This window comes from Arthrobacter oryzae, from assembly GCF_037911235.1.
GTDB lineage: Bacteria > Actinomycetota > Actinomycetes > Actinomycetales > Micrococcaceae > Arthrobacter > Arthrobacter oryzae_E.
Window position 1 is genome coordinate 84,321 of the sequence record NZ_JBBLYW010000065.1, and the last position, 20,731, is coordinate 105,051.

Sequence of the window (20,731 nt, forward strand, 5' to 3'; positions counted from 1 at the left end):
TCAGCATGCCTTGGTGGTCTTGGATCCTGATCTGGATAGCGCTCGTAGCCGTATCCCTCCTCTTCTATGTGCTGTTGGGAATCAGGCTGTTCAGGCAGTTCATGGCCACGGTCAGGGACCTTGGCGCTGCCGGCGAGCGGTTCGGGGCACCGCTGGCCAATATCGCTGACCCCGCCCCCGGACTGGGGCCGGCACCGGACGGCGCGCAGGGCCACGGGCACCAGGCCGCGACCGGGTCTGCAGTTTTTGCCTCACCGATGCAGATGAGACATGATTACGTCACGTCCAAATCCTCCCGCAGGGAAGAGCGCCGCCGGCGGCGCGTTCAGCGCAAAGCGGACCGTGGCCAGCCACAGGCGCTGCGCGACATCGAATTCAGTTAGACGTAGGATGTATTTCGAGGAAAGGACTTCCAGTGGGACGACTCTTTGATGGCCCGTGGCCCATCGTCATTATTATCATCGTGGCTCTGCTGCTTTTTGCCGCGCCCAAGCTTCCGGCAATGGCACGCAGCCTCGGCCAGTCAATGCGGATCATCAAGTCCGAGGTCAAGGAAATGAAGAACGACGGCAAGCCCGAGGCCAAGGACGGGGACCCGGTCGAAGGCAAGATCGTCAACCACCCGCAGTCCCGCCCGCAAAACGGTGACGCCAGTGGCAGCACCGGCAATGCAGACGGCACGGACGTTCCGCCGTCGAACCGCGTTTGACCTGAAGTGGCACTGACGAAGGGCCGTAAATCCAACCCTGAGGGTCGGATGGCCCTGATGGATCATCTTAAGGAGCTCAAGAACCGGCTCATTAAGTCCGCCATTGGCCTTGTCATCGGCGGCATCGGGGGATGGATCCTCTACGACCCCGTATTGAGCGCCCTCAAGGAGCCGGTTGATCGGATTGCCGAGACAACCGGCGGCACATCCTCGGTCAATTTCTCCAGCATTGCGTCTCCGTTTGACTTCAAACTCCAGCTTTCGCTGCTGATCGGCGCCGTCATCTCCAGCCCCATCTGGATCTACCAGCTGTGGGCCTTCATCACTCCCGGGCTTACCAAGAAGGAACGGCACTACACCCTCGGCTACATGGCCGCAGCGGTGCCGCTGTTCCTTGCCGGCGTGTGGGTTGGATGGATGGTGACGCCGCAAGTGGTTCGCGCGCTGACCCAGTTCACGCCTGCGGGTTTCTCCAACCTCATCGACGCCCGTGACTATGTAGATTTCGTCACGCGCATGGTGTTGTTCCTCGGCCTCGCGTTCCTGGTCCCTGTGGTACTGGTGGGCGTCAACATGGCTGGAATCATCAGGGGCGAAACCATCCTGAAAGCGTGGCGCATCACAGTATTCCTGGTGTTTGTGCTTGCTGCCGTCGCTGCTCCGGGCGCGGATGCCCTGTCCATGTTCCTGCTCGCCGGCCCGCTCCTTGCGCTGTTTTTCGCCGCGATCGGGCTCTGTATCTTCAATGACCGGCGCCGGGACCGGAAGGCCGCGAAGATCGCCGCCGAAACTGAGGCGACGGCCGACGTCGCAACGCCCGGCACGGAACTGGGGAAACTCTAGTCCCGCGCACACTAGGCTGGAAGTATGTCCTCCACAACCGGGCCACAGTCGCCGTCTGAACTTTATCGGGCCAGTGCCGAACGGACGGCCGAAGCCAACACCTACCTGGGTAAATTTGTGCGGACGCTGGATTTCGAACTCGACGATTTCCAGCGCCAGGCGTGCAAATCCCTCCAGGAGGGCAGGGGAGTCCTGGTGGCGGCGCCTACCGGCGCCGGCAAGACAATCGTGGGCGAGTTCGCCATCTACCTGGCACTCCAGCGCGGCCTCAAAGCCTTTTACACCACCCCAATCAAGGCGCTGAGCAACCAGAAGTACTCGGAGCTCGCCGATAAATACGGCCCGGAGAACGTCGGCCTCCTGACGGGTGACACCAGCATCAACGGCGACGCCCCGGTTGTCGTGATGACCACCGAAGTCCTGCGGAACATGCTCTACGCGGATTCAGACACCCTGGATGACCTCGGCTTCGTGGTCATGGACGAGGTCCATTACCTCGCTGACCGGTTCCGCGGCGCCGTCTGGGAAGAAGTCATTATCCACTTGCCGAGCGAAGTCCAGGTGGCATCGCTGAGCGCAACAGTCTCCAACGCCGAGGAATTCGGGGCATGGCTGGACACCGTCCGCGGGCACACTGACGTCATCGTTTCCGAGCACCGTCCGGTGCCGCTCTGGCAGCACGTCATGGTGGGACGTGAAATCGTGGACCTCTTCGCCGGCGAAACCACGTTCGATGAGATAGCCCCTGAAGGGGAATCAGATCCCGCTGCCACGGCAATGACGGCCAACGCCGCACTCGAGCGCGGCTTCGAAGTGAACCCCGACCTGCTGGCGATGGCGCGCACCGAAAGCCAGATGAACTCACGCGCCCGCTTCGGCCATGGCGGACGCAGCCAGCGCCGCCAGCAGAACCAGCGCGGCGACAACCGCCACGGCCAGGGAGGCCAGCAGAGCCCCGTCCGCAAGGCAAGCCGCCCCCAGGTCATTGCCAGCCTTGACCGTCAGGACCTGCTTCCCTCCATCACGTTCATTTTCTCCCGGGCCGGGTGTGACGCCGCTGTGGCTCAGTGCGTCTCAGCAGGCTTGTGGCTGACCACCGAGCGTGAACAACGGGTCATCGCCAGCCGCGTTGATGAAGCGGCGCAGGACATCCCGTCGGATGATCTCGACGTGCTCGGGTTCTGGAGTTGGCGTGACGGCCTCCTGCGGGGCCTCGCAGCCCACCACGCGGGGATGCTGCCCACCTTCAAGGAGGTCGTGGAGAAGCTCTTCGTCGAGGGCCTGGTCAAGGCGGTGTTCGCCACCGAAACACTCGCGCTGGGCGTCAATATGCCGGCGCGTTCGGTGGTGCTGGAAAAACTGGACAAGTTCAACGGTGAAGCCCACGTCGGCATCACCGCCGGCGAGTACACGCAGCTCACCGGCCGCGCTGGGCGCCGCGGCATTGACGTCGAGGGCCACGCGGTGGTGCTGTGGCAGCCCGGGACTGACCCGACGGCGGTAGCAGGCCTGGCATCGCGCCGTACCTACCCGCTGAACTCGAGCTTCCGCCCCACCTACAACATGAGCATCAACCTCCTGGCGCAGTTCGGCAGGCCGCGCGCCCGCGAAATCCTGGAATCCTCTTTTGCCCAGTTCCAGGCGGACCGGTCCGTGGTGGGCCTGGCAAAGCAGGTCCGGAGCAGGGAGGAGTCCCTGGCCGGCTTCCAGAAATCCATGACGTGCCATCTGGGTGACTTCACCGAGTACTCACGGCTGCGGCGGGAACTGTCCGATGCCGAGAACGCCGCCTCCCGCAGCACCTCGAAGGCCCGCAAATCCATCACGGAGGACTCGTTGAGCAGGCTGCTGCCCGGCGATGTGGTGGACGTGCCCACGGGCAGGGCGCCCGGCTTCGCTGTGGTGCTCGGCTCCGACCACACCTCCCGCGAGCCGCGGCCGGCTGTCTTGACCCTGGACAACCAGTTGCGCAGGCTGGGCCTCCAGGACCTCGAGGGGCCCATCACGCCGGTGACCCGGGTCCGGATACCGAAGTCGTTCAACGCGAAGGTCCCCAAGTCGCGGAAGGACCTGTCATCGTCGGTCCGCAACGCACTCCGGGAAAACCGTCCGCCCGCGCCCGGAGCCACCCGCAGTACTGATTTCGGACGGGCCGCGGCCCTGCCGGACCAGGAGAAGCGGATCGCCGACCTGCGGCTGGCGTTGCGGTCCCACCCCTGCCACGGCTGCAGTGAACGCGAGGACCATGCGCGCTGGTCCGAACGCTGGTTGAAGCTCCGCCGCGAAACTGACGGACTGGTTCGCGAAATCCAAAGCCGCACCAATACCATCGCCAAAACGTTCGACCGGGTGTGCGATCTGCTCTCAAGCTACGGGTACCTGGAAACCTCCGGTTCCGGGAGGGTGACGATCAACGCGGACGGCCAGAAGTTGCGCCGTATCTACGGTGAAAAGGACCTCCTCATTTCCCAGTCGCTGCGGCAGGGAGCGTTCAACGACCTCGATGCCACTGAAGTGGCAGCCCTCGCCAGTGTCTTGGTGTTCCAGGCAAAACGGGAGGAACGAGGACTCCGGCCCAGGATGCCCAGCGTGTCGCTGGAGACCGCCGTGGACACCGTTGTCCGGGAGTGGTCCGTGCTGGAAGATGCCGAGGAAGCGAACAGGCTCCCTTTGACCGGCGAGCCCGAACTGGGGCTCGTCTGGCCGATCTTCAAATGGGCCAAGGGCAGGCACCTTCAGGAAGTGCTCAGCGGCACAGACCTGGCAGCAGGCGACTTTGTCCGGTGGGTCAAACAGGTCATTGACCTGCTGGACCAGCTGGCAAAGATCCCCGGCCTGGACCCGAGGCTCTCACGCCTCTGCTCGGAGGCCATCATCCTGGTCAGGCGCGGCGTGGTCGCTTACTCCACCGTGGTGTGACCCGCCGGTCCCGCCCGCACACTTCCACTCACTTCACGGCTGCTGAGGAGCCCCACACAATATGACTGACGCACGGGCGGACCTGCCGGCCAGAGACCACAAAGTAACGCTGTACCGCAATGGTTCCGTCTACACCGCCGCCGACCCCTTTGCCACCGCCATGCTGGTGGATGGGGACACCGTGGCGTGGGTCGGCTCGGAGCAGGCGGCAACATCAATAGCCGATTCGTCCATGGACATCATCGATCTCCAAGGAGCCTTGCTGGCCCCCGGTTTTGTTGATTCACATGTTCACCTGACTGAAACGGGCATCGCCCTGGACTCGCTGCAGCTCAGTGGCATGCGCTCAGCCGCAGACATCCTGGATGCCGTGGCTGCATCCGTTGCAGGCCTGCCAGGCGATGAGCGTGCCACTGTCCTGGGCCATGGCTGGGACGAGAGCGGCTGGGACGACCGGACCTTGCCCAGCCCTGAGGAGCTGGAGCGTGCGGCGGGGGGCCGGCAGGTGTATCTCTCGCGGGTGGACGCCCATTCCGCACTGGTGTCATCCTCCCTTGCCGAGGCAGCGGGTCTGGCCGGTTTGGACGGATTCTCCTCCGGCAGCCAGGTGAAGCGCCATGCCCACACATCGGCCAGGCTCGCTGCGCGGCAACTGCCGGACGAAGTACTGGGGAGGTATCAAGCGCGCGCCCTGGCGGAAGCCGCCGCCAACGGCTACGTGGCCGTGGCGGAAATGGCTGCGCCGCACATCGGCAGCACAGCAGACCTGCGGATGGCAGCCGCGTGGAACAGCCAGGATACTTTCCGGGATCCCGTACCTGAAGTCCTTCCGTACTGGGGCCGGCTGGCCGCGTCCGAGGAGGATGCCCGCAGCATTATCAACGAACTTGGGGCCAGCGTGCGCGGCCTCGCCGGAGACCTGAACATCGACGGCTCCATCGGCTCGCGGACCGCTGCCCTGAGGGACGACTACAGCGATGCTCCCGGGGAGCGCGGCACCCTGTATCTTTCCGTTGACGAAGCTGCCGCCCATGTGGCTGCGTGTTCGTTGCTCGGCATCCAAGCCGGATTCCATGTGATCGGCGACGCCGGACTCGACGCGGCGCTGGACGCCCTGGACCGGGCGGCTGCGGAAGTGGGGGAGCAGCGGGTCCGGGCAGCCGGCCACCGGTTTGAACACGTGGAACTGGCCGATGCCGCGGCCATCGACCGGCTGGCCAAGTATTCGGTGACCGTCAGCGTGCAGCCGGGTTTCGACGCTGCGTGGGGCGGACAGGGGCGCCTGTACCAGGCGCGGCTGGGGCCCCGGGAGCGGGGAATGAACGCCTTCGCGTCCTTCTACGCTGCAGGAGTTCCGATCTGTTTTGGCAGTGACAGCCCCGTGACTCCGCTCAATCCCTGGGCCAGCGTCCGGGCCTGCCTTGAGCACAGCAACCCGGACCAGCGCATTTCAGCCCGGGCAGCGTTCCTCGGCCATACCAGGGCCGGCTGGCGGGCCGCCAAGTACCGCAATCCAATGGCCGGCCAGCTGGTTCCGGGCGCCCCGGCCAGCTTCGCGGTCTGGGAAGTGGAGGAACTCATGGTGCAGGTGGCGGACGGCCGCGTGCAGTCCTGGAGTACGGACCCCCGGGCGCGTACGCCGTTGCTCCCGGCTCTGGACACCGGAAGCGATCCTGTGTGCTTGCAGACGGTCCGCGACGGGAAAGAGTTGTTCACAAACGGTTCCCTGCGGTCATAGACCGGAAAGCTCCCGGCGCGCCGTATGGTCCTGACCTGCGGTAACGCCTAAAGCCCCACGTCAGAGCCGGGTTGACACTGTCCGGGCCGCCCGTAGCATTGAGTCGCAACGGACGGTTCCACCAATCGCGGGGTTCCGTCTGGCCACGCTACCCGCCGGCAGGATGCCCCGTTCGCACCTGGTTGCGGGCCATGCTGTGGCAGTCCAGGGGCAGGTCCACTGTGCAGCAGAAAACAGTTCCGCCGAGGCAGGCCGCATCCGGCCGGAACTGGCCCGAGGCACGTGGACCTGCCCGCGGCTGCCCTCATAACGCGCCCGGACAGCGCAAACTCCCTATAATGGTGACTTGCGCCTTAAGCCGGCACTCCTGTTGTGCTTTCTGGCGCGTGACCGCTCCCATCAAGGAAAGGGCCTCGCTGTGCGTGTCCTCACCATCATCCCCACCTACAACGAGCTGGAATCGTTGCCAAAGACACTCGCGCGCTTGCGTGCGGCCGTCCCGGCTTCCGATGTGCTGGTGGTGGACGACAACAGCCCGGACGGCACCGGACAGCTGGCGGACCGCATCGCTGCCGAGGACAGCCAGGTCCACGTACTGCACCGGGAAGGCAAGGCCGGACTGGGAGCCGCCTACATCGCCGGTTTCAAATGGGGCCTCGACGCCGGCTACGACATCCTCGTGGAAATGGACGCGGACGGTTCACACCAGCCCGAGCAGCTGCAGCAGCTTCTGGACGCCGTGGAAGAGGGCGCGGACCTGGCCATGGGTTCCCGCTGGGTGCCGGGCGGCAGCGTGGTCAACTGGCCGCTTTACAGGCAGGCAATCTCCCGGATCGGCAGCACTTACGCCCGGCTGATGCTGGGACTCAAGATCAAGGACGTCACCGGTGGATACCGGGCGTTCCGGCGGACGACGCTTGAGAAGCTCAACCTCGACCAGGTGGACTCCGTGGGCTACGGGTTCCAGGTGGACCTCGCGTGGCGGGTGGCCAAGATGGGCCTGAAGATTGTGGAACGCCCCATCACGTTTGTGGAGCGGGAGCTCGGAGCTTCCAAGATGAGCGGCAACATAGTGGTGGAAGCCATGATCAACGTCACCAAATGGGGGCTCACCGCCCGCTGGCGGAAGCTGACCGGCCGGGGCTCGGCCACGTCCTGACCCGGCCCGCTCCCGGACACACGCCGCACTAACGTCCGGAGCCAAGAAAAGGGCCGGGCCCGTAGCCTCACGTAGAGGGTACGGGCCCGGCCCTTTGGTTTGGGCTACGACGCCCCGGTGCCCGGTCGGACTAAGCCGAACGTCGGACTAAGCCGAACGTCGTTCGCCGCGGCGTTCCCGCAGAATCGTCAGGCGGTCTTCGAGGATCTGCTCGAGCTCAGGCAGGGAACGGCGTTCCAGGAGCATGTCCCAGTGCGTGCGCACGGCCTTCTCGTTGCTGTTGATGGGGCGTTCGCCGTCGACGAGCAAAGCTTCCTTGCCGGTCTTCGAAACCCACACCGGAGGAATCTCGGCTTCGGAGGAGAAGGTAACGAAGACCTGCTCGCCGTCCTCGCAACGGTACTCAACCCGCTGGCGCGGAGCCGGCTCAACACCGGATTCGGTCTCCATGCTCTGTGCGCCAAGACGCATGCCCCGGAGGCTGCGATCGCTCATGATTTCTCCCTTTGGTCGGTTCGCGGAGTCAGGCCCCGCGCTAGCCGGGGCAGCTCACGCCACGGACTACTGTTTGCAGTGCACTGCACCATTAGACACAACGCTCTGCCAAGCTTGATTGTTCCAGCAGGTCTGAACCGGCCGGACAAATATACTATTATACGGGCTTCGGTCCCGACCCGTAAAGCCGGGTGCGATTGTTGGCCAAAACAGGGGAGGCACCCGCACCTGCGGCTACCTCCCCTGACTGTCAGCGACGTTGTTAGAGCGGCAGCCGCGGGTCGTTGGGACGCCCGCCGTCGGGTCCGGCGTCAGTGCCGGCGTCCGTCCCGGCGTCGAAAAGACCGCCGGTCCGGGGATCCGGATTAGTTCCACCGAGGGCATTGCCGATGCCTTTCAGGGCTTCGCCAACTTCGCTGGGGATGATCCAGAGCTTATTGGAAGAACCTTCGGCCAGCTTCGGCAGGGTCTGCAGGTACTGGTACGCCAGGAGCTTCTGGTCAGGGTTGCCCTTATGGATTGCGTCGAAGACCTTCTGGATGGCCTGGGCTTCGCCGTCCGCGCGGAGAATGGCGGCCTTGGCGTCACCCTCCGCCTTGAGGATGGAGGACTGACGCTGGCCTTCGGCGGTGAGGATGGCCGACTGCTTGGTTCCCTCGGCTGTCAGGATGGCGGCGCGGCGGTCGCGCTCGGCCCTCATCTGCTTCTCCATCGAGTCCTGGATGGAGTGGGGCGGGTCGATGGCCTTCAGCTCCACACGGGAAACGCGGATGCCCCAGCGACCCGTCGCTTCGTCCAGGACGCCGCGCAGCTGGCCGTTGATCTGGTCGCGGGAGGTCAGGGCCTCTTCGAGGTTCAGGCCGCCGACCACGTTTCGGAGCGTGGTGGTGGTGAGCTGTTCCACCGCCTGGATGTAGTTCGCAATCTCGTATGTGGCCGCCCTCGCGTCGGTGACCTGGAAATAGACCACTGTGTCAATGGAGACGACGAGGTTGTCCTCGGTGATGACCGGCTGCGGGGGAAACGAGACGACCTGCTCGCGGAGGTCCAGGAGCGGCAGGAGCCTGTCCACGAAAGGAATGAGGATGGTGAGGCCGGGGAGCAGTGTCCGCTGGTACTTACCGAGCCGTTCCACGACGCCGGCGCGGGCCTGCGGGACGATCCGCACCGACCGGACCAGCACTATTATTACGAACGCAACGAGAACCAGCAGCACGATTGCGACTGCGATATCCATACATCACCTATTCCCCAGTTATGTGCCTTGCTATGGTGTGCGGCTGCTCCGCCGCGTGACCGGCGCCGGTGGCGGCCGCCGGAAATGTGTTCCAGCCCAGGAGGCTGCTTGCCTGCCGTTGCTACTGGACGGCCGTTTCCGGCTGTGGCGCCACGACCGCGGTGGCTCCTTCAATGGCGGAGACAACCACCTTCTGCCCGGCGTTCAGGACTCCGTTTTCGGAGCGTGCGCTCCAGACGTCGCCGCCGATCTTGACCAGGCCGGAGGAGCTGCTGACGGTCTCCATCACGAGGGCGGATTCGCCAATCAGGCGGTCGATGTTGGTTCGTTGTTCAGCGGGGCCCTTCTTCAGGTGCTTCAGCGCAACAGGTCGAACAAAGACCACCATGAGCAGGGAAACAACGCAGAACACCACGATCTGGAGCCAGAAGTCGGCGCCGGCGAAATCAGCCAGCAGCCCGGCCAGCGCCCCGCCGCCGAGCATGATGAAGAACAGGTCCAGCGTCAGCATTTCCACGACGGCAAACGCCAGGAATACGGTGAGCCACAGCGCCCACCAGTTCTCGCCAAGCCACTCAAACATGCCCTCCCCCTTCGTCCCCGGAGCTGCGGAAGCAGGCCCTCAGTAACTGTTCTTCCATCCTAGACCGAAGCTACGGGGCGTAGGAGGGGACCATTGCGCACGTTTGGAAAGTAGTCAAGTCGTTATGCGGGCGGCTGCTTCAGGGGCACAAACACGCTGATCCGGAACCGGGCCGAGACCTTGGTGACGGGCGGCAGCGTGCCAACGAGGGCGTCCAGTGCTGCCGGGTCCAGGTGATGGCCGGCGGGCCCCATGAGAGCGAGGTTGCCGACGTCGGCGGGGTCAAGTCCGAGCTCGAGGTCCAGCTCCCGGGTGGCGTGCGGCGCAAAGTATCCCTGAAGGGAGCTGGCAAGTCGTTCCTCCTTAGCGGGCTCGATGCCGAGCATGCCGGTCCGTCCCGCGATTTCCGCGAGGTGGCCGGACCGCGGGGTCACCACAATCAGCCGTCCGCCGGGACGGAGCACGCGGGCGAATTCCGCGGCGTTCCTCGGAGCGAAGACCACCGTGACGACGTCGACGGCGGTGTCCGCGACCGGAAGCGGCTGCCAGACATCGCTGACCAGGTTGACGGCACCGGGATTCATCCGGGCCGCGCGCCGCAGGGCGAACTTGGAAATGTCCAGACCGATGGCAGCCGCCGGGACAGCCGCCAGCACTGCGTTCAAGTAGTGCCCGGTTCCCGTTCCGGCGTCCAGCACCGTGGACTGCGGCCCCCGCAGCGCGGGCTTTGCCACTTCCGCGACTGCCTCGGCCAGGGGCTGGTAGTGACCCCTGGAAAGGAAGTCGAAGCGGGCGGCCACCATGGCGGCGGTATCGGCTTCGAAGACAGTTCCCTTGCCCACCAGAAAGTTGAAGTAACCCTGCCTGGCGGCGTCGAAGCTGTGACCCTCCGGGCAGGTCAGCCGGTTGCCGCTCGGAGTCAGGGGCAGAGTCAGGCCGTTCCGGCAGACAGGGCACAGGAGGGAACGGACGGCGTCGGAAAGCATGCACCCCATCCTAGAGCCGGGGGTGGCAGGTGGCTCCCGCCTTTCCACCCCCGGGCGTCCCCCGGCCTCAAAAGGGCGGGGTGAGTTGTTTCACAGGCCATGCGCGAGCGGTTAGGCTCACAAGCGTGAAACCTGAACATCTGCCGCTGCTGAAGTCCGTCTCCGCCCCGGCCGTCCACCCGGACGGCACCCGCGCCGTGGTCTCGGTCATCCGTCCTGATTTCGACGCCGACAGCTACGTTGGCCAGTTGTGGACAGTGCCTCTGGACCCGGAGAAGCTGCCACGCCGGCTGACCCGCGGTTTCCGCGACACAGCCCCGGCATTTTCGCCGGACGGGCTGGTGCTGGCATTCCTGCGCGCAACTGCCGGCGGCAAACCGCAGCTGTACGTTGTGGAGGCCGCCGGCGGCGAGCCGCAGGTTCTGACCAACGCCAAACTCGGCGTCTCGTCCTTTGCCTGGTCACCCGATTCGCACAGCATTGTGTTCGGTGCCCGAACGCCCGACGGCGGCCGGTACGGAACGCTGGACGGTGTATCCGCCGGCGCCGAGGACGCGAGGCTTATCACCGACTACAAGTACCGGATGAACGGCGTTGGTTACACGGCGGACAAGCCCGTCCAGCTTTACATTGTGGACGTCCCCGAACTGGATGAGGAGCCGCGCGTGGCACCCGCGGGCCGGGCCCTGGAGGCCCGCAGGCCCACCGGGCAGGGAGCTGAGGGCGGGGAGTCCGGTCCTGCCGCAGACGCCGACGCCGACGCCCTGCTCCCGCCGGCGCGCCAGCTGACGTTCGCCGCCACGGACCACAGCGGTGAATCTTTCAGCACGGACGGACGTTTCGTGTACTTCGTCGCCGCCCTCCATGAAGGAAGCGATCAGGATCTTGAGGCCGGCGTGTACCGTGTCAGCGCTTCGGGAGGAGAACCCGAACCCGTCAAGGCAGCCAACAGCGGCCGGCAGACGGTCGCGGCGGCACGCCAGTCGCGGGACGGGAAGTGGCTGTTCTTCCTCGCCCAGGAACTTGGCGAATCGGGCCAGGACTTCGTGGCACGGAATACTGCCCTTTATGTGATGCCGGCGGAGGGCGGCGAGGCCAGTGTCCTCAGCGACGTGGAAATGATGGACCTCGCCGCTGGCGCCGGGGGACTGGAGCTCCGCGGCCCCGATTCAGTTTTGCTACTCAACAACGCGCAGGGCACGGTGGAGCTGCTCGAGTTCGGAGCGACCGGAAACCACTCGCTGCTGGTCCATGGAGACCGGGTGGTCACCGGCGCCGCGTCGGCGGGTGGCTCACTGTTCGTCAGTTTCTCGGACGCAGCCACAGCCGGGGACGTCGCCGCGCTGGAGGACGGCCAGCTGAGGCTGCTGACGGATTTCTCGGCGGATCTGCGTCTTCAGGCTGAGATCATCGAGCCCCGCGAGCTGACTTTCGACTCAGCTGACGGCTATCCGGTCCACGGCTGGCTGGTGCTGCCGCCCGGGAAGGGTCCGCACCCCGTGCTGCTGAACATCCACGGCGGGCCCTTCGCGCAATACACCGTGGCGCTGTTCGACGAGGCCCAGGTGTACGCCGCTGCCGGCTATGCGGTGCTCATGTGCAACCCCCGCGGCTCGGCAGGTTACGGCCAGGCCCACGGGCGGGCCATCAAGGAAAAGATGGGGACCGTGGACATGCATGATGTGCTGTCCTTCCTCGACGGCGCGCTGGCGAAGTTCCAGGAGCTCGACTCCGGCGCACTCGGGATCATGGGGGGTTCCTACGGGGGATACCTCACGGCGTGGACCATCAGCCAGGACCACCGTTTCAAGGCTGCCATTGTGGAGCGCGGTTTCCTGGATCCGGTGAGCTTCATCGGCTCGTCGGATATCGGCTGGTTCTTCGGCGGCGAATATACCGGCAGCTCGGAAGAGCAGATGGCGGCCCAGAGCCCCATGGCAACCGTCCGCAGCGTGCGCACGCCCTCGCTGGTCATCCACAGCGAGGAAGACCTCCGTTGCCCGGTGGAACAGGGCCAGCGGTACTTCACGGCGCTGAAGCAGCAGGGCGTGGACTCGGCCTTCCTCGTGTTCCCGGGGGAGAACCACGAACTCTCCCGGTCCGGCACCCCGCACCACCGCAAGCAGCGGTTCGAGGAGATCCTGCGGTGGTGGGCGCGTTACCTGCCCACCCGCGCCAACCCTTAGTCCGCGGGCACGTCGGGCAAGAACCCCAGTTCCTGCCGGGCGAGACGGGTGTCCGGATGCGCCCAGCGGAGCCCGTATTCAGCGTTGTTGCTGAGGGAGCGCAGCTCAGCCTTGTCTATATAGAGGATGCCTTGCACGTGGTCCGTTTCGTGCTGCACGATGCGGGCCTGCCAGCCTGAAAATTCCTGCTGCCGTGTGGTTCCGGCAGGATCGGTGAAATCGAGGCGCACGGATTCGTGGCGCGAGACCACGGCCTGCAGGCCCTGGAGCGATAGGCAGCCTTCGTAAAAGGCCGCGGCGCCGCTCCCCAGCGGCGAGTACGACGGATTGATGACCGCAAAGAACTGCAGCGACGACCGGCGGCGGACAGCGGCTATGTCGGCGTCGACGTCGTACTGGTCCTCGAGCACCGCAAGTTGGAGGGGGATACCCAGCTGCGGGGCCGCCAGGCCGACGCCGGGGGCGGCATGCATCACCTCACGCATGAGTGCGATGAGCGCCGTCAGATCAGTGCTGTCCAACTGGCCGTCGTACGGGGCTGCCTGCTGCCGGAGCACCGGATGGCCGGCCTGGACGATGGGCGGAAGCACTCCCGCGGCGAGGATCTCCTGGACTGTTTCCCGGATCCGGGCGGCGCTGAACGGCGTGGGGTTCGCGACATGAAGCATGGGGAAAAGCCTAGTGCCCTCCGCAAGCCGCCGAGACGAACTCGTGGATCTGGCCCTTCAGGGCGGAACCGGCGGCGACCTTGAGCACCCCGCGGCGTCCGCCGGTGTCTATCCGCAACGGCAGCAGGGTGCCCACCTTGTCTTCAGCGACGGCATGCGGATCACAACGGGCCGGCCGTATCCGGAGGCGGAATTCTTCGGGACCCGCACCGGCAGCAACCCTGACACCCCGCGGCCACGGACTGCCCGGGACCTCGGCCAGGAGTGTGGTGCCCTCGATGCTTTCGATGGTCAGGGCGCGCGGTGTTCCGGCGCCCGCCCCGCGCGGCGTGACCTGAAGCGGCGTCACCTGAAGGCGAACGACGGCGATCCGGCCGTCCGCCGCAACCTCCAGTTCCGGGGCAAGGTCTATCCGGGCAATGTGCCCGGCTTCCTCCGCGAGGCACAGTTCAGAATGGTTCCGCGCCAGGACGCCGAAAGGGTCTGCGGCCCGGAGGTGCATCTCCCTGGTTGTGGAACCCACGCGGACGGACACCTTGATTTCGGCCGGTGCCGCGCCGGCGTAGGTGCCCGCCTCTTCATTCGTCCCGGGGTTGCCGCAGTAAGGCGCCGGCAGCGTGGCCGGCAGGCTCTTTGTCTGGCCCGGCGGCACCTCGGTGCCCTCTGGCTCATTCGCCCATCCGGTGCCTGCCGGGAACAGGGAAGTCGACACTTCGGCGCTGAAGACCGTGACGGGCGCGGACGTCGTGTTGTTGAGCTGGATCTCAATGATCTGCGTGGCGTAGTTGTCCCTGAACTGGTTGAGTTCGGCGCTGAGTGGACCACTGGCCTGCGGTGCGGGACTGCATCCCTGGACTGTCACGCCCGCTGCCACGGCAGCGAGTACGACGGCGGCTGCCGCTGACCGCCGTCGACCCGCCTGCACTGCGCCGTCCATGCCAGCAGTCTAGAGTCCCCCTGAGGCCGGGCACATGACGATGGGCTACCCTCGTTCCATGACTGAACAGACCCCGCTCACCTGTGTCCTGGGATTTGTGCGCGCCATAGAAGCCGGCGGCGGCGCAGCGGAAGTGGACCGCTTCCTTGCCGAGGACTTCACCCTGGTCGAAGCGCCGCACGTGCTTGCGCCGGAAGGATCCACGCGCAGCCGCGAGCAGGTGCTGGCCGGGGCCGAGCAGAGCCGCCAGGTGGTGTCCCACCAGCGATTCGACGTTCGGCGGACCACCTGCGAAGGAAGCCGTGTGGTGCTGGAAGTTGACTGGTCGGCCACGCTGTTGATGGACCTGCGCTACTGGGATGCCGGCGAAACCATCCGGGCCCGGACCACGTCGGTGTTTGAGGTCCGTGACGGCCGGATCGCCAGCCAGGACAGTTACGACTGCTACTTCACCGGTGACGCAGACACGGAATGAACAGGCTCCGGGGGCGCGGGCGGGCATCAAGTGACTGCGAAACCGCTAATGCATGGTGAACCGGGCGGCCACGCGTGAGTTGATGGCCGGCACGCCGGCGGCACCTGCGATCAGCCGGTTCCGGACGTTCCACAGCGGAGCCGGCAGCGGCCTGCCCAGCGCCATGTTGATTTCGGACTGCCGGGCTGCCTTCGCGGCGGCCTGCAGCCGGTGACTCTCGAAGTTCCCGAACTCGCGCTCCCGGGCAGTGCGCGCCAACCGGCCGAGGATGAGCGGCGCCAGCTCGGAAGCATCCAGCCAGCCCAGGTTCATGCCCTGACCGCCGATGGGGCTGATCTCGTGGGCAGCATCACCGATCAGCGAAATCCGGCCGTGGATCATCCGCTTCACCAGGCGTGACCGGACACCGAAGCTGCTCAGCATCGAATTGGTGCCGGCGTCGATGACTATCCCGGTCCGTTCCCGCACCATCCGGGCCAAGGAACCGGCAGTGTGCGCGTCCGGGTCTGCTCCACGCAGCCGGGCCACCCACCGGCGCACCCCGCCCGGCAGCGGGAAGGACTCCACGATCCCTGCTGCTTCCAGGAAAAGTGCCGCGTCCGGACCGAACTCCGTGCTGTCGGCGAAGTCTCCCATCAGGTACCTGTCGGGGTACACCTTGAGCGGGGCCGGGGCGCCCAGCCGCTGCCTCACCGTGGAGCGGGCACCGTCCGCGGCCACGGCCAGGGAGGCATGAATCCGGGATTCCCCGGCTGGGGTGAGGAGGTCCACTGCAACTGCTGAACCGTCGTCGTGAATTCCCGTCACGGTAACTCCGCGCCGTATCGCCCCGCAGTCCAGCCCCCTGACCCGCTGTTCCAGGACTGCTTCAGTGCGCGACTGAGGGACCGACAACACAAACGGATATGTCCCGGACACGGCGTCGAAGGACATTTCGGCCACTTCCACGCCGCCACCGATGGCCACGCCGCGCCGGATCCGGACACCATCGGACACCAGGCGGGCTGCGACTCCGATGCCATCGAGTGCCTCCAGCGCCGGGGGATGGATGCCGATGGCGCGGGAGTGGGTGTTGGGTTCCGCGCGCCGTTCGAGGACGCGGACTGAGACACCGGACTGCAGCAGCAGGGCCGCCAGGTACAGCCCCACCGGGCCGCCGCCCACCACGACGACGTCAATCACCGCGGGCGGTCCGGTTCAGGGTGAGGAGGTTGCGGAAGGGCGGGCGGGGCGTCACGGACCAGCCCGGGGGAGCGGCTGCCCGGAGTTCCGCGGTGGTGTAGCTACGGCGGATGGACGTCAGGCCGTCTTCCCTGATGTACGAGCCTGGGAACGGCCAGGAGGCTGCGTAGAACAACGCGAACGCGGCGGGGCTGCGGCGGATGTCGTTGTGGAGGACGATGCCACGCGACACCAGCGCCGACTCGGCCAGGAACTGCGGCAGTTCAGTCTCGTCCAGGTGGTGCAGAACGTGATTGGACACGACGACGTCGAAGTGTTGCCCTTCGGCGGCCAGGTCCGCAGTGGAGGCCTGCCGGAACGTCACGCCGTCCACACTCCCGCGGAGGAGGGCGAACTCGAAGGCCCTGCGGTCCGGATCAATGGCGGTGATCTCCAGCCTCAGCCCGTCCCCGGCCGCCCACGCAGCCAGCAGGACGGGCACATCCCCGCCGCCGCAGCCGATATCCAGCAGGGTTGTCACCTTTGCGGCTGAAAGGACGGGCCGTAGGTGCGTCCGGTAGATTCCGCGCCACCCGGCGACCGCCCTGTTGACCACCGCGAATTGTGCATACGTGCGGTCCAGCTTGGCGGGATCACAGCCCGGACGGTCCATTTCCTCGACCGCATGGACGTCGCGATCGCGCAGCATTCCAGCGGACGACGTCAAGTGAGAGGCCATCAAAGGAGTGACGGCTCAGTCCGTGCAGCTGCCTGGTGCGTTAAGGAGGACTCCCGGGACGCCGGATCAGCGTCCCCCTGAGGTGCCCGCACCTTGGTGAACATCGCCGTTTCCACCGTGAGGCCGGGACCGAACGCCATCGAACAGATGCGTTCAGCGCCGTCCTGCGGCGGGAGCCCTGCGATGTGCTTGAGGACGAAGAGCACTGTGGCGCTGCTCATGTTGCCGTAGTTGCGGAGCGTTTCCCGGGCAGGAACCAGCTGCTCGTCCGTGAGTTCGAGCCGGGACTGCACTTTGTCCAGGATGCTCCGCCCGCCGGGGTGGATGGCCCAGTGGGTGATGTCCCGGTAGGGGAGTCCGCGCAGGGATTCATCGCGGGAAAGCAGCGGCTCAAGGGCGCCGATGATGTGGTCGTCAATGATGTGGGGGACGTAGTTGCCCAGCACCATCTCGAAGCCTTCGTCGCCAATGTTCCAGGCCATGGATTCCTCGCCGACAGGTGTGAGCACGGTTTCGAAGTGGTCCAGCTGCAACAGGGGGCTTCCGTCCGGGAAGTCCCTGGCCGAGATGACTGCCGCTGCTGCGCCATCCGCAAACAGGGCCGAGCCCATGATGGTGTCCGGATCGTTGGACGTGCGGACGTGGAGGGAACAGAGCTCGGCGCAGACCACCAGGACAACGGCGTCCGGGTCTGCCTCGCAGAACGATTTGGCGGCACGCAATGCCGGGAACGCCGCGTAACAGCCCATGAAGCCGAGGTGGTAGCGCTGCACGGCAGGATTCAGCCCCAGCGCGCGCACGATCTTGTAGTCCGGGCCCGGGTTGAAGAAACCGGTGCAGGAGACGGTCACCAGATGGGTGATGTCAGCCGGTTCGATGCCGGGGCAGGCATCCAGTGCGGCCTGGGCGGATTCCACAAACAGCTTGGTGGCTTCGCGTCCGAAAATGTCGTTCCGGACCTTCGTGCTGGGACTAAGTACAAGGCCGGTGTCCGGATCGAAGAACTGCGGATCGTCGGCCCGGCTGTCCTTGGTGAGCTCAGTGACCGCCGTGTAGCGGGTGTCGATGGCAGCGGAGTCGAAACAGGTGTTCACCAGCCGGGAACCCAGCCTGGTCAGCCCCGGCTGGGCAGCGAAAACATCACGGGCTTCAGACTGGATGAGTACGGTGGGCGGGACAGCAGTTTCCAGGGACCTCATGTAGACCGTCATGGTTCATTCTCAGCGAGCTTCGGCCTTAAGACAATGGTGGCTACCCATGCGTAGGGAACCCGGCGGAATGCCCGAAGCTGGTTAGATAGAGCCAGGTGATGCCGGCAGCAGCCACGAAGGCTGCCCCCGACTGACAGATGGAGACACGATGAGCATTGGCACCCGGACGGACCCGCAGTCGCCAGCACAGCAGCACGTGGCCGACACCCACGACCTCATCCGTGTGCAGGGTGCGCGCGAGAACAACCTCAAGGACGTCAGCCTGGAAATCCCGAAGCGGCGGCTGACGGTGTTCACCGGCGTCTCCGGCTCGGGCAAGAGCTCGCTGGTGTTCGCGACGATCGCAGCAGAGTCGCAGCGGATGATCAACGAAACCTACAGCGCGTTCGTGCAGGGATTCATGCCCAACCTGGCGCGGCCCGACGTCGACTTCCTCGAAGGCCTGACCACGGCCATCATCGTTGATCAAGAGCGGATGGGCGCCAATCCGCGGTCCACCGTGGGTACGGCCACCGACGCCAACGCAATGCTCCGGATCCTGTTCAGCCGCCTTGGCACCCCGTACGTCGGCCCGCCGACGGCCTACTCGTTTAACGTGCCCACCCGGAAGGCGAGTGGCGTCATGTCCACGGACCGGGGCGGCCGCGTCGAGAAGAGCGTCGTCAGCCAGGCCGTATACCTGGGCGGCATGTGCCCGCGGTGCGAAGGCATGGGCAACGTCAGCGACATCGACCTCACCGCTTTGTACGACGAAAACAAGACCCTCAGCGACGGCGCCCTCATGGTTCCCGGCTACTCGATGGACGGCTGGTACGGCCGCCTGTTCGAGGGTGTCGGCCTGCCAATGGACAAGCCAATCGCCAAGTTCACCAAGAAACAGCTCGACACGATGCTGTACGCCGAACCGACGAAGATCAAAGTCGAGGGCATCAACCTCACGTACGAGGGAATCATCCCCAAGATGCAGAAGTCGATGCTGTCCAAGGACCCCGAGGCGATGCAGCCGCACGTGCGCCGGTTCGTCGAACGGGCGGTAACGTTCCAGACCTGCCCCGACTGCAACGGGACGCGGCTGACGAAGCAGGCACTGTCCTCGAAGGTTAACGGCAAGAACATCGCCGAGCTCTGCGAGATGCAGATCACCGACCTGGCCGACTGGATCCGCGACCTCAAGGAGCCGTCGGTCGCGCCCTTGCTCAAGGGCCTGCAGCACCTGCTTGACTCGTTCTCCGAAATCGGTCTTGGCTACCTCTCGCTTAACCGGCCGGCGGGCACACTGTCCGGGGGAGAGGCGCAGCGGACCAAGATGATCCGCCATCTGGGGTCGTCGCTCACCGACGTCACGTACGTCTTCGACGAGCCGAGCATCGGCCTGCACCCGCACGACATCGAGCGGATGAACCGGCTCCTGCTGCAGCTGCGCGACAAGGGCAATACGGTGCTGGTTGTCGAGCACAAGCCGGAGACCATCGCCATCGCAGACCACGTCGTCGATCTGGGCCCCGGAGCAGGTACGGCGGGCGGCGCGCTTTGTTTCGAAGGAACCGTCGAGGGGCTGCGGGGGAGCGACACGATCACCGGGCGCCACCTCGACGACCGCGCGGCACTGAAGGCCTCCGTGCGCTCGTCGGCCGGCAAACTGGACATCCGCGGCGCATCGACGCACAACCTCCAGGATGTGGACGTGGACATCCCGCTTGGCGTGCTCTGCGTCGTCACGGGCGTGGCCGGTTCCGGCAAGAGCTCGCTGATCCACGGCTCTGTAGCCGGCCGCGACGGCGTGGTGGTGATCGACCAGGCGGCCATCAAGGGCTCGCGCCGAAGCAACCCTGCAACGTACACAGGTCTGCTCGAACCGATCCGCAAGGCGTTCGCGAAGGCGAACGGCGTGAAGCCGGCGCTATTCAGCTCCAACTCTGAGGGCGCCTGTCCCACCTGCAACGGCGCCGGCGTCATTTTCACCGAACTTGGTGTCATGGCCACGGTCGAGTCACCCTGCGAGGACTGCGAGGGCCGGCGGTTCCAGGCCTCAGTCCTGGAATACACGCTGGGCGGCCGGAACATCGCCGAGGTCCTGGAGATGCCCGTCACCGAGGCCACCGGGTTCTTCGACTCCGACGAGGCGAAGGTCCCGGCCGCCCACAAAATCCTTGCCCGGCTGTCCGACGTCGGACTGGGCTACCTCAGCCTGGGCCAGCCGCTCACCACGCTGTCCGGCGGTGAGCGGCAGCGGCTCAAGCTGGCAGCCCAGATGGCCGAACAGGGAGACGTGTACGTCCTCGACGAGCCGACGACGGGCCTGCACCTTGCCGACGTCCGGCAGTTGTTGGGTCTGCTCGACCGGCTCGTCGACTCGGGCAAGTCGGTCATTGTGATCGAGCACCATCAGGCGGTCATGGCGCACGGAGACTGGATTATCGACCTCGGCCCGGGCGCTGGACACGACGGCGGCATGATCGTCTTCGAGGGCACGCCGGCCGAGCTGGTTGCCAGCCGGTCGACGCTTACTGGCGAGCACCTCGCGGCCTACGTCGGTGGCTGAAACGCACGTCAACGACTGAACGGGACGGCGAAAATCACGGCCTGATCACGGCACAGAAATGTGCCCCGCTTCGCCTGGCCGGACTTCCACCCAATAACGCCGATAATCTACATTATGTAAAGTAAAGGGAAAATCGCCGGTCC

Annotated in this window: 18 protein-coding genes; 9 read left to right on the top strand and 9 right to left on the bottom strand. The window is 65.7% G+C overall.

The annotated features are described in order from the left end of the window. Positions 1-5: 5 nt before the first annotated feature. The 6 genes from WMN78_RS17335 (at position 6) to WMN78_RS17360 (ending at position 7,368) form a co-directional block, all read left to right on the top strand. The gene (locus tag WMN78_RS17335) at positions 6-383 is read left to right on the top strand and encodes a hypothetical protein (protein WP_340534977.1); all 378 of its coding nucleotides are present in this window, start codon (positions 6-8) and stop codon (positions 381-383) included. Positions 384-415: 32 nt separating this feature from the next. Further along, on the top strand, positions 416-709 hold the full coding sequence (gene tatA, locus WMN78_RS17340; protein ID WP_340534978.1) for a Sec-independent protein translocase subunit TatA: 294 nt from the start codon (positions 416-418) through the stop codon (positions 707-709). Positions 710-757: 48 nt separating this feature from the next. Further along, the gene (tatC, locus tag WMN78_RS17345) at positions 758-1,552 is read left to right on the top strand and encodes a twin-arginine translocase subunit TatC (RefSeq protein WP_305943631.1); all 795 of its coding nucleotides are present in this window, start codon (positions 758-760) and stop codon (positions 1,550-1,552) included. 24 nt (positions 1,553-1,576) lie between these two features. Then, positions 1,577-4,471 carry a DEAD/DEAH box helicase gene (locus tag WMN78_RS17350; protein WP_340534979.1) on the top strand — a complete coding sequence of 965 codons (2,895 nt, stop codon included), beginning with the start codon at positions 1,577-1,579 and terminating at the stop codon, positions 4,469-4,471. A gap of 61 nt (positions 4,472-4,532) precedes the next feature. Then, positions 4,533-6,209, top strand: a complete 1,677-nt coding sequence (locus WMN78_RS17355) for an amidohydrolase (RefSeq protein WP_340534980.1) — start codon at positions 4,533-4,535, stop codon at positions 6,207-6,209. 418 nt (positions 6,210-6,627) lie between these two features. Further along, positions 6,628-7,368, top strand: a complete 741-nt coding sequence (locus WMN78_RS17360) for a polyprenol monophosphomannose synthase (RefSeq protein ID WP_340534981.1) — start codon at positions 6,628-6,630, stop codon at positions 7,366-7,368. 147 nt (positions 7,369-7,515) lie between these two features. Here WMN78_RS17360 and WMN78_RS17365 read toward each other — a convergent pair whose 3' ends face one another. The 4 genes from WMN78_RS17365 to WMN78_RS17380 form a co-directional block, all read right to left on the bottom strand. Continuing rightward, a complete protein-coding gene (locus WMN78_RS17365; RefSeq protein WP_011692034.1) occupies positions 7,516-7,863 on the bottom strand; it encodes an RNA polymerase-binding protein RbpA in 348 nt (115 codons plus the stop codon). Positions 7,864-8,125: 262 nt separating this feature from the next. Then, complete coding sequence (locus WMN78_RS17370; protein WP_340534982.1) at positions 8,126-9,100, bottom strand: SPFH domain-containing protein; 975 nt, start codon at positions 9,098-9,100, stop codon at positions 8,126-8,128. 121 nt (positions 9,101-9,221) lie between these two features. Further along, positions 9,222-9,683, bottom strand: a complete 462-nt coding sequence (locus WMN78_RS17375; protein WP_305941109.1) for an NfeD family protein — start codon at positions 9,681-9,683, stop codon at positions 9,222-9,224. A gap of 122 nt (positions 9,684-9,805) precedes the next feature. Continuing rightward, a complete protein-coding gene (locus WMN78_RS17380; RefSeq protein WP_340534983.1) occupies positions 9,806-10,669 on the bottom strand; it encodes a methyltransferase domain-containing protein in 864 nt (287 codons plus the stop codon). Positions 10,670-10,794: 125 nt separating this feature from the next. On the opposite strand from WMN78_RS17380, the gene WMN78_RS17385 reads away from it, so the two are divergent. After that, positions 10,795-12,855 (top strand): S9 family peptidase, encoded by a 2,061-nt coding sequence (locus WMN78_RS17385; protein ID WP_340534984.1) that lies wholly within the window; start codon positions 10,795-10,797, stop codon positions 12,853-12,855. Here the strand turns inward: WMN78_RS17385 and WMN78_RS17390 are convergent. Together WMN78_RS17390 and WMN78_RS17395 are read right to left on the bottom strand one after the other, a co-directional pair. Next, the gene (locus tag WMN78_RS17390; RefSeq protein WP_340534985.1) at positions 12,852-13,523 is read right to left on the bottom strand and encodes a peptide deformylase; all 672 of its coding nucleotides are present in this window, start codon (positions 13,521-13,523) and stop codon (positions 12,852-12,854) included. The genes WMN78_RS17385 and WMN78_RS17390 overlap by 4 nt on opposite strands. Before the next feature lie 10 nt (positions 13,524-13,533). Beyond that, positions 13,534-14,460, bottom strand: a complete 927-nt coding sequence (locus WMN78_RS17395; RefSeq protein WP_340534986.1) for a hypothetical protein — start codon at positions 14,458-14,460, stop codon at positions 13,534-13,536. A 58-nt stretch (positions 14,461-14,518) separates the two neighbouring features. Between WMN78_RS17395 and WMN78_RS17400 the strand changes: the two genes are divergently transcribed. Beyond that, a complete protein-coding gene (locus WMN78_RS17400; protein ID WP_340534987.1) occupies positions 14,519-14,935 on the top strand; it encodes a nuclear transport factor 2 family protein in 417 nt (138 codons plus the stop codon). Positions 14,936-14,980: 45 nt separating this feature from the next. Here WMN78_RS17400 and WMN78_RS17405 read toward each other — a convergent pair whose 3' ends face one another. Genes WMN78_RS17405 through WMN78_RS17415 form a run of 3 tightly spaced genes read right to left on the bottom strand, consistent with a single transcriptional unit; the run spans position 14,981 to position 18,046 of the window. Continuing rightward, positions 14,981-16,117, bottom strand: a complete 1,137-nt coding sequence (locus tag WMN78_RS17405) for an NAD(P)/FAD-dependent oxidoreductase (protein WP_340534988.1) — start codon at positions 16,115-16,117, stop codon at positions 14,981-14,983. Next, the gene (locus WMN78_RS17410) at positions 16,110-16,835 is read right to left on the bottom strand and encodes a class I SAM-dependent methyltransferase (RefSeq protein WP_425341169.1); all 726 of its coding nucleotides are present in this window, start codon (positions 16,833-16,835) and stop codon (positions 16,110-16,112) included. The genes WMN78_RS17405 and WMN78_RS17410 overlap by 8 nt, the downstream gene beginning before the upstream one ends. After that, positions 16,835-18,046, bottom strand: a complete 1,212-nt coding sequence (locus WMN78_RS17415; protein WP_340534990.1) for a type III polyketide synthase — start codon at positions 18,044-18,046, stop codon at positions 16,835-16,837. The genes WMN78_RS17410 and WMN78_RS17415 overlap by 1 nt, the downstream gene beginning before the upstream one ends. Before the next feature lie 148 nt (positions 18,047-18,194). Between WMN78_RS17415 and WMN78_RS17420 the strand changes: the two genes are divergently transcribed. Continuing rightward, on the top strand, positions 18,195-20,588 hold the full coding sequence (locus WMN78_RS17420) for an excinuclease ABC subunit UvrA (protein WP_340534992.1): 2,394 nt from the start codon (positions 18,195-18,197) through the stop codon (positions 20,586-20,588). The last annotated feature ends 143 nt before the right edge of the window (positions 20,589-20,731 follow it).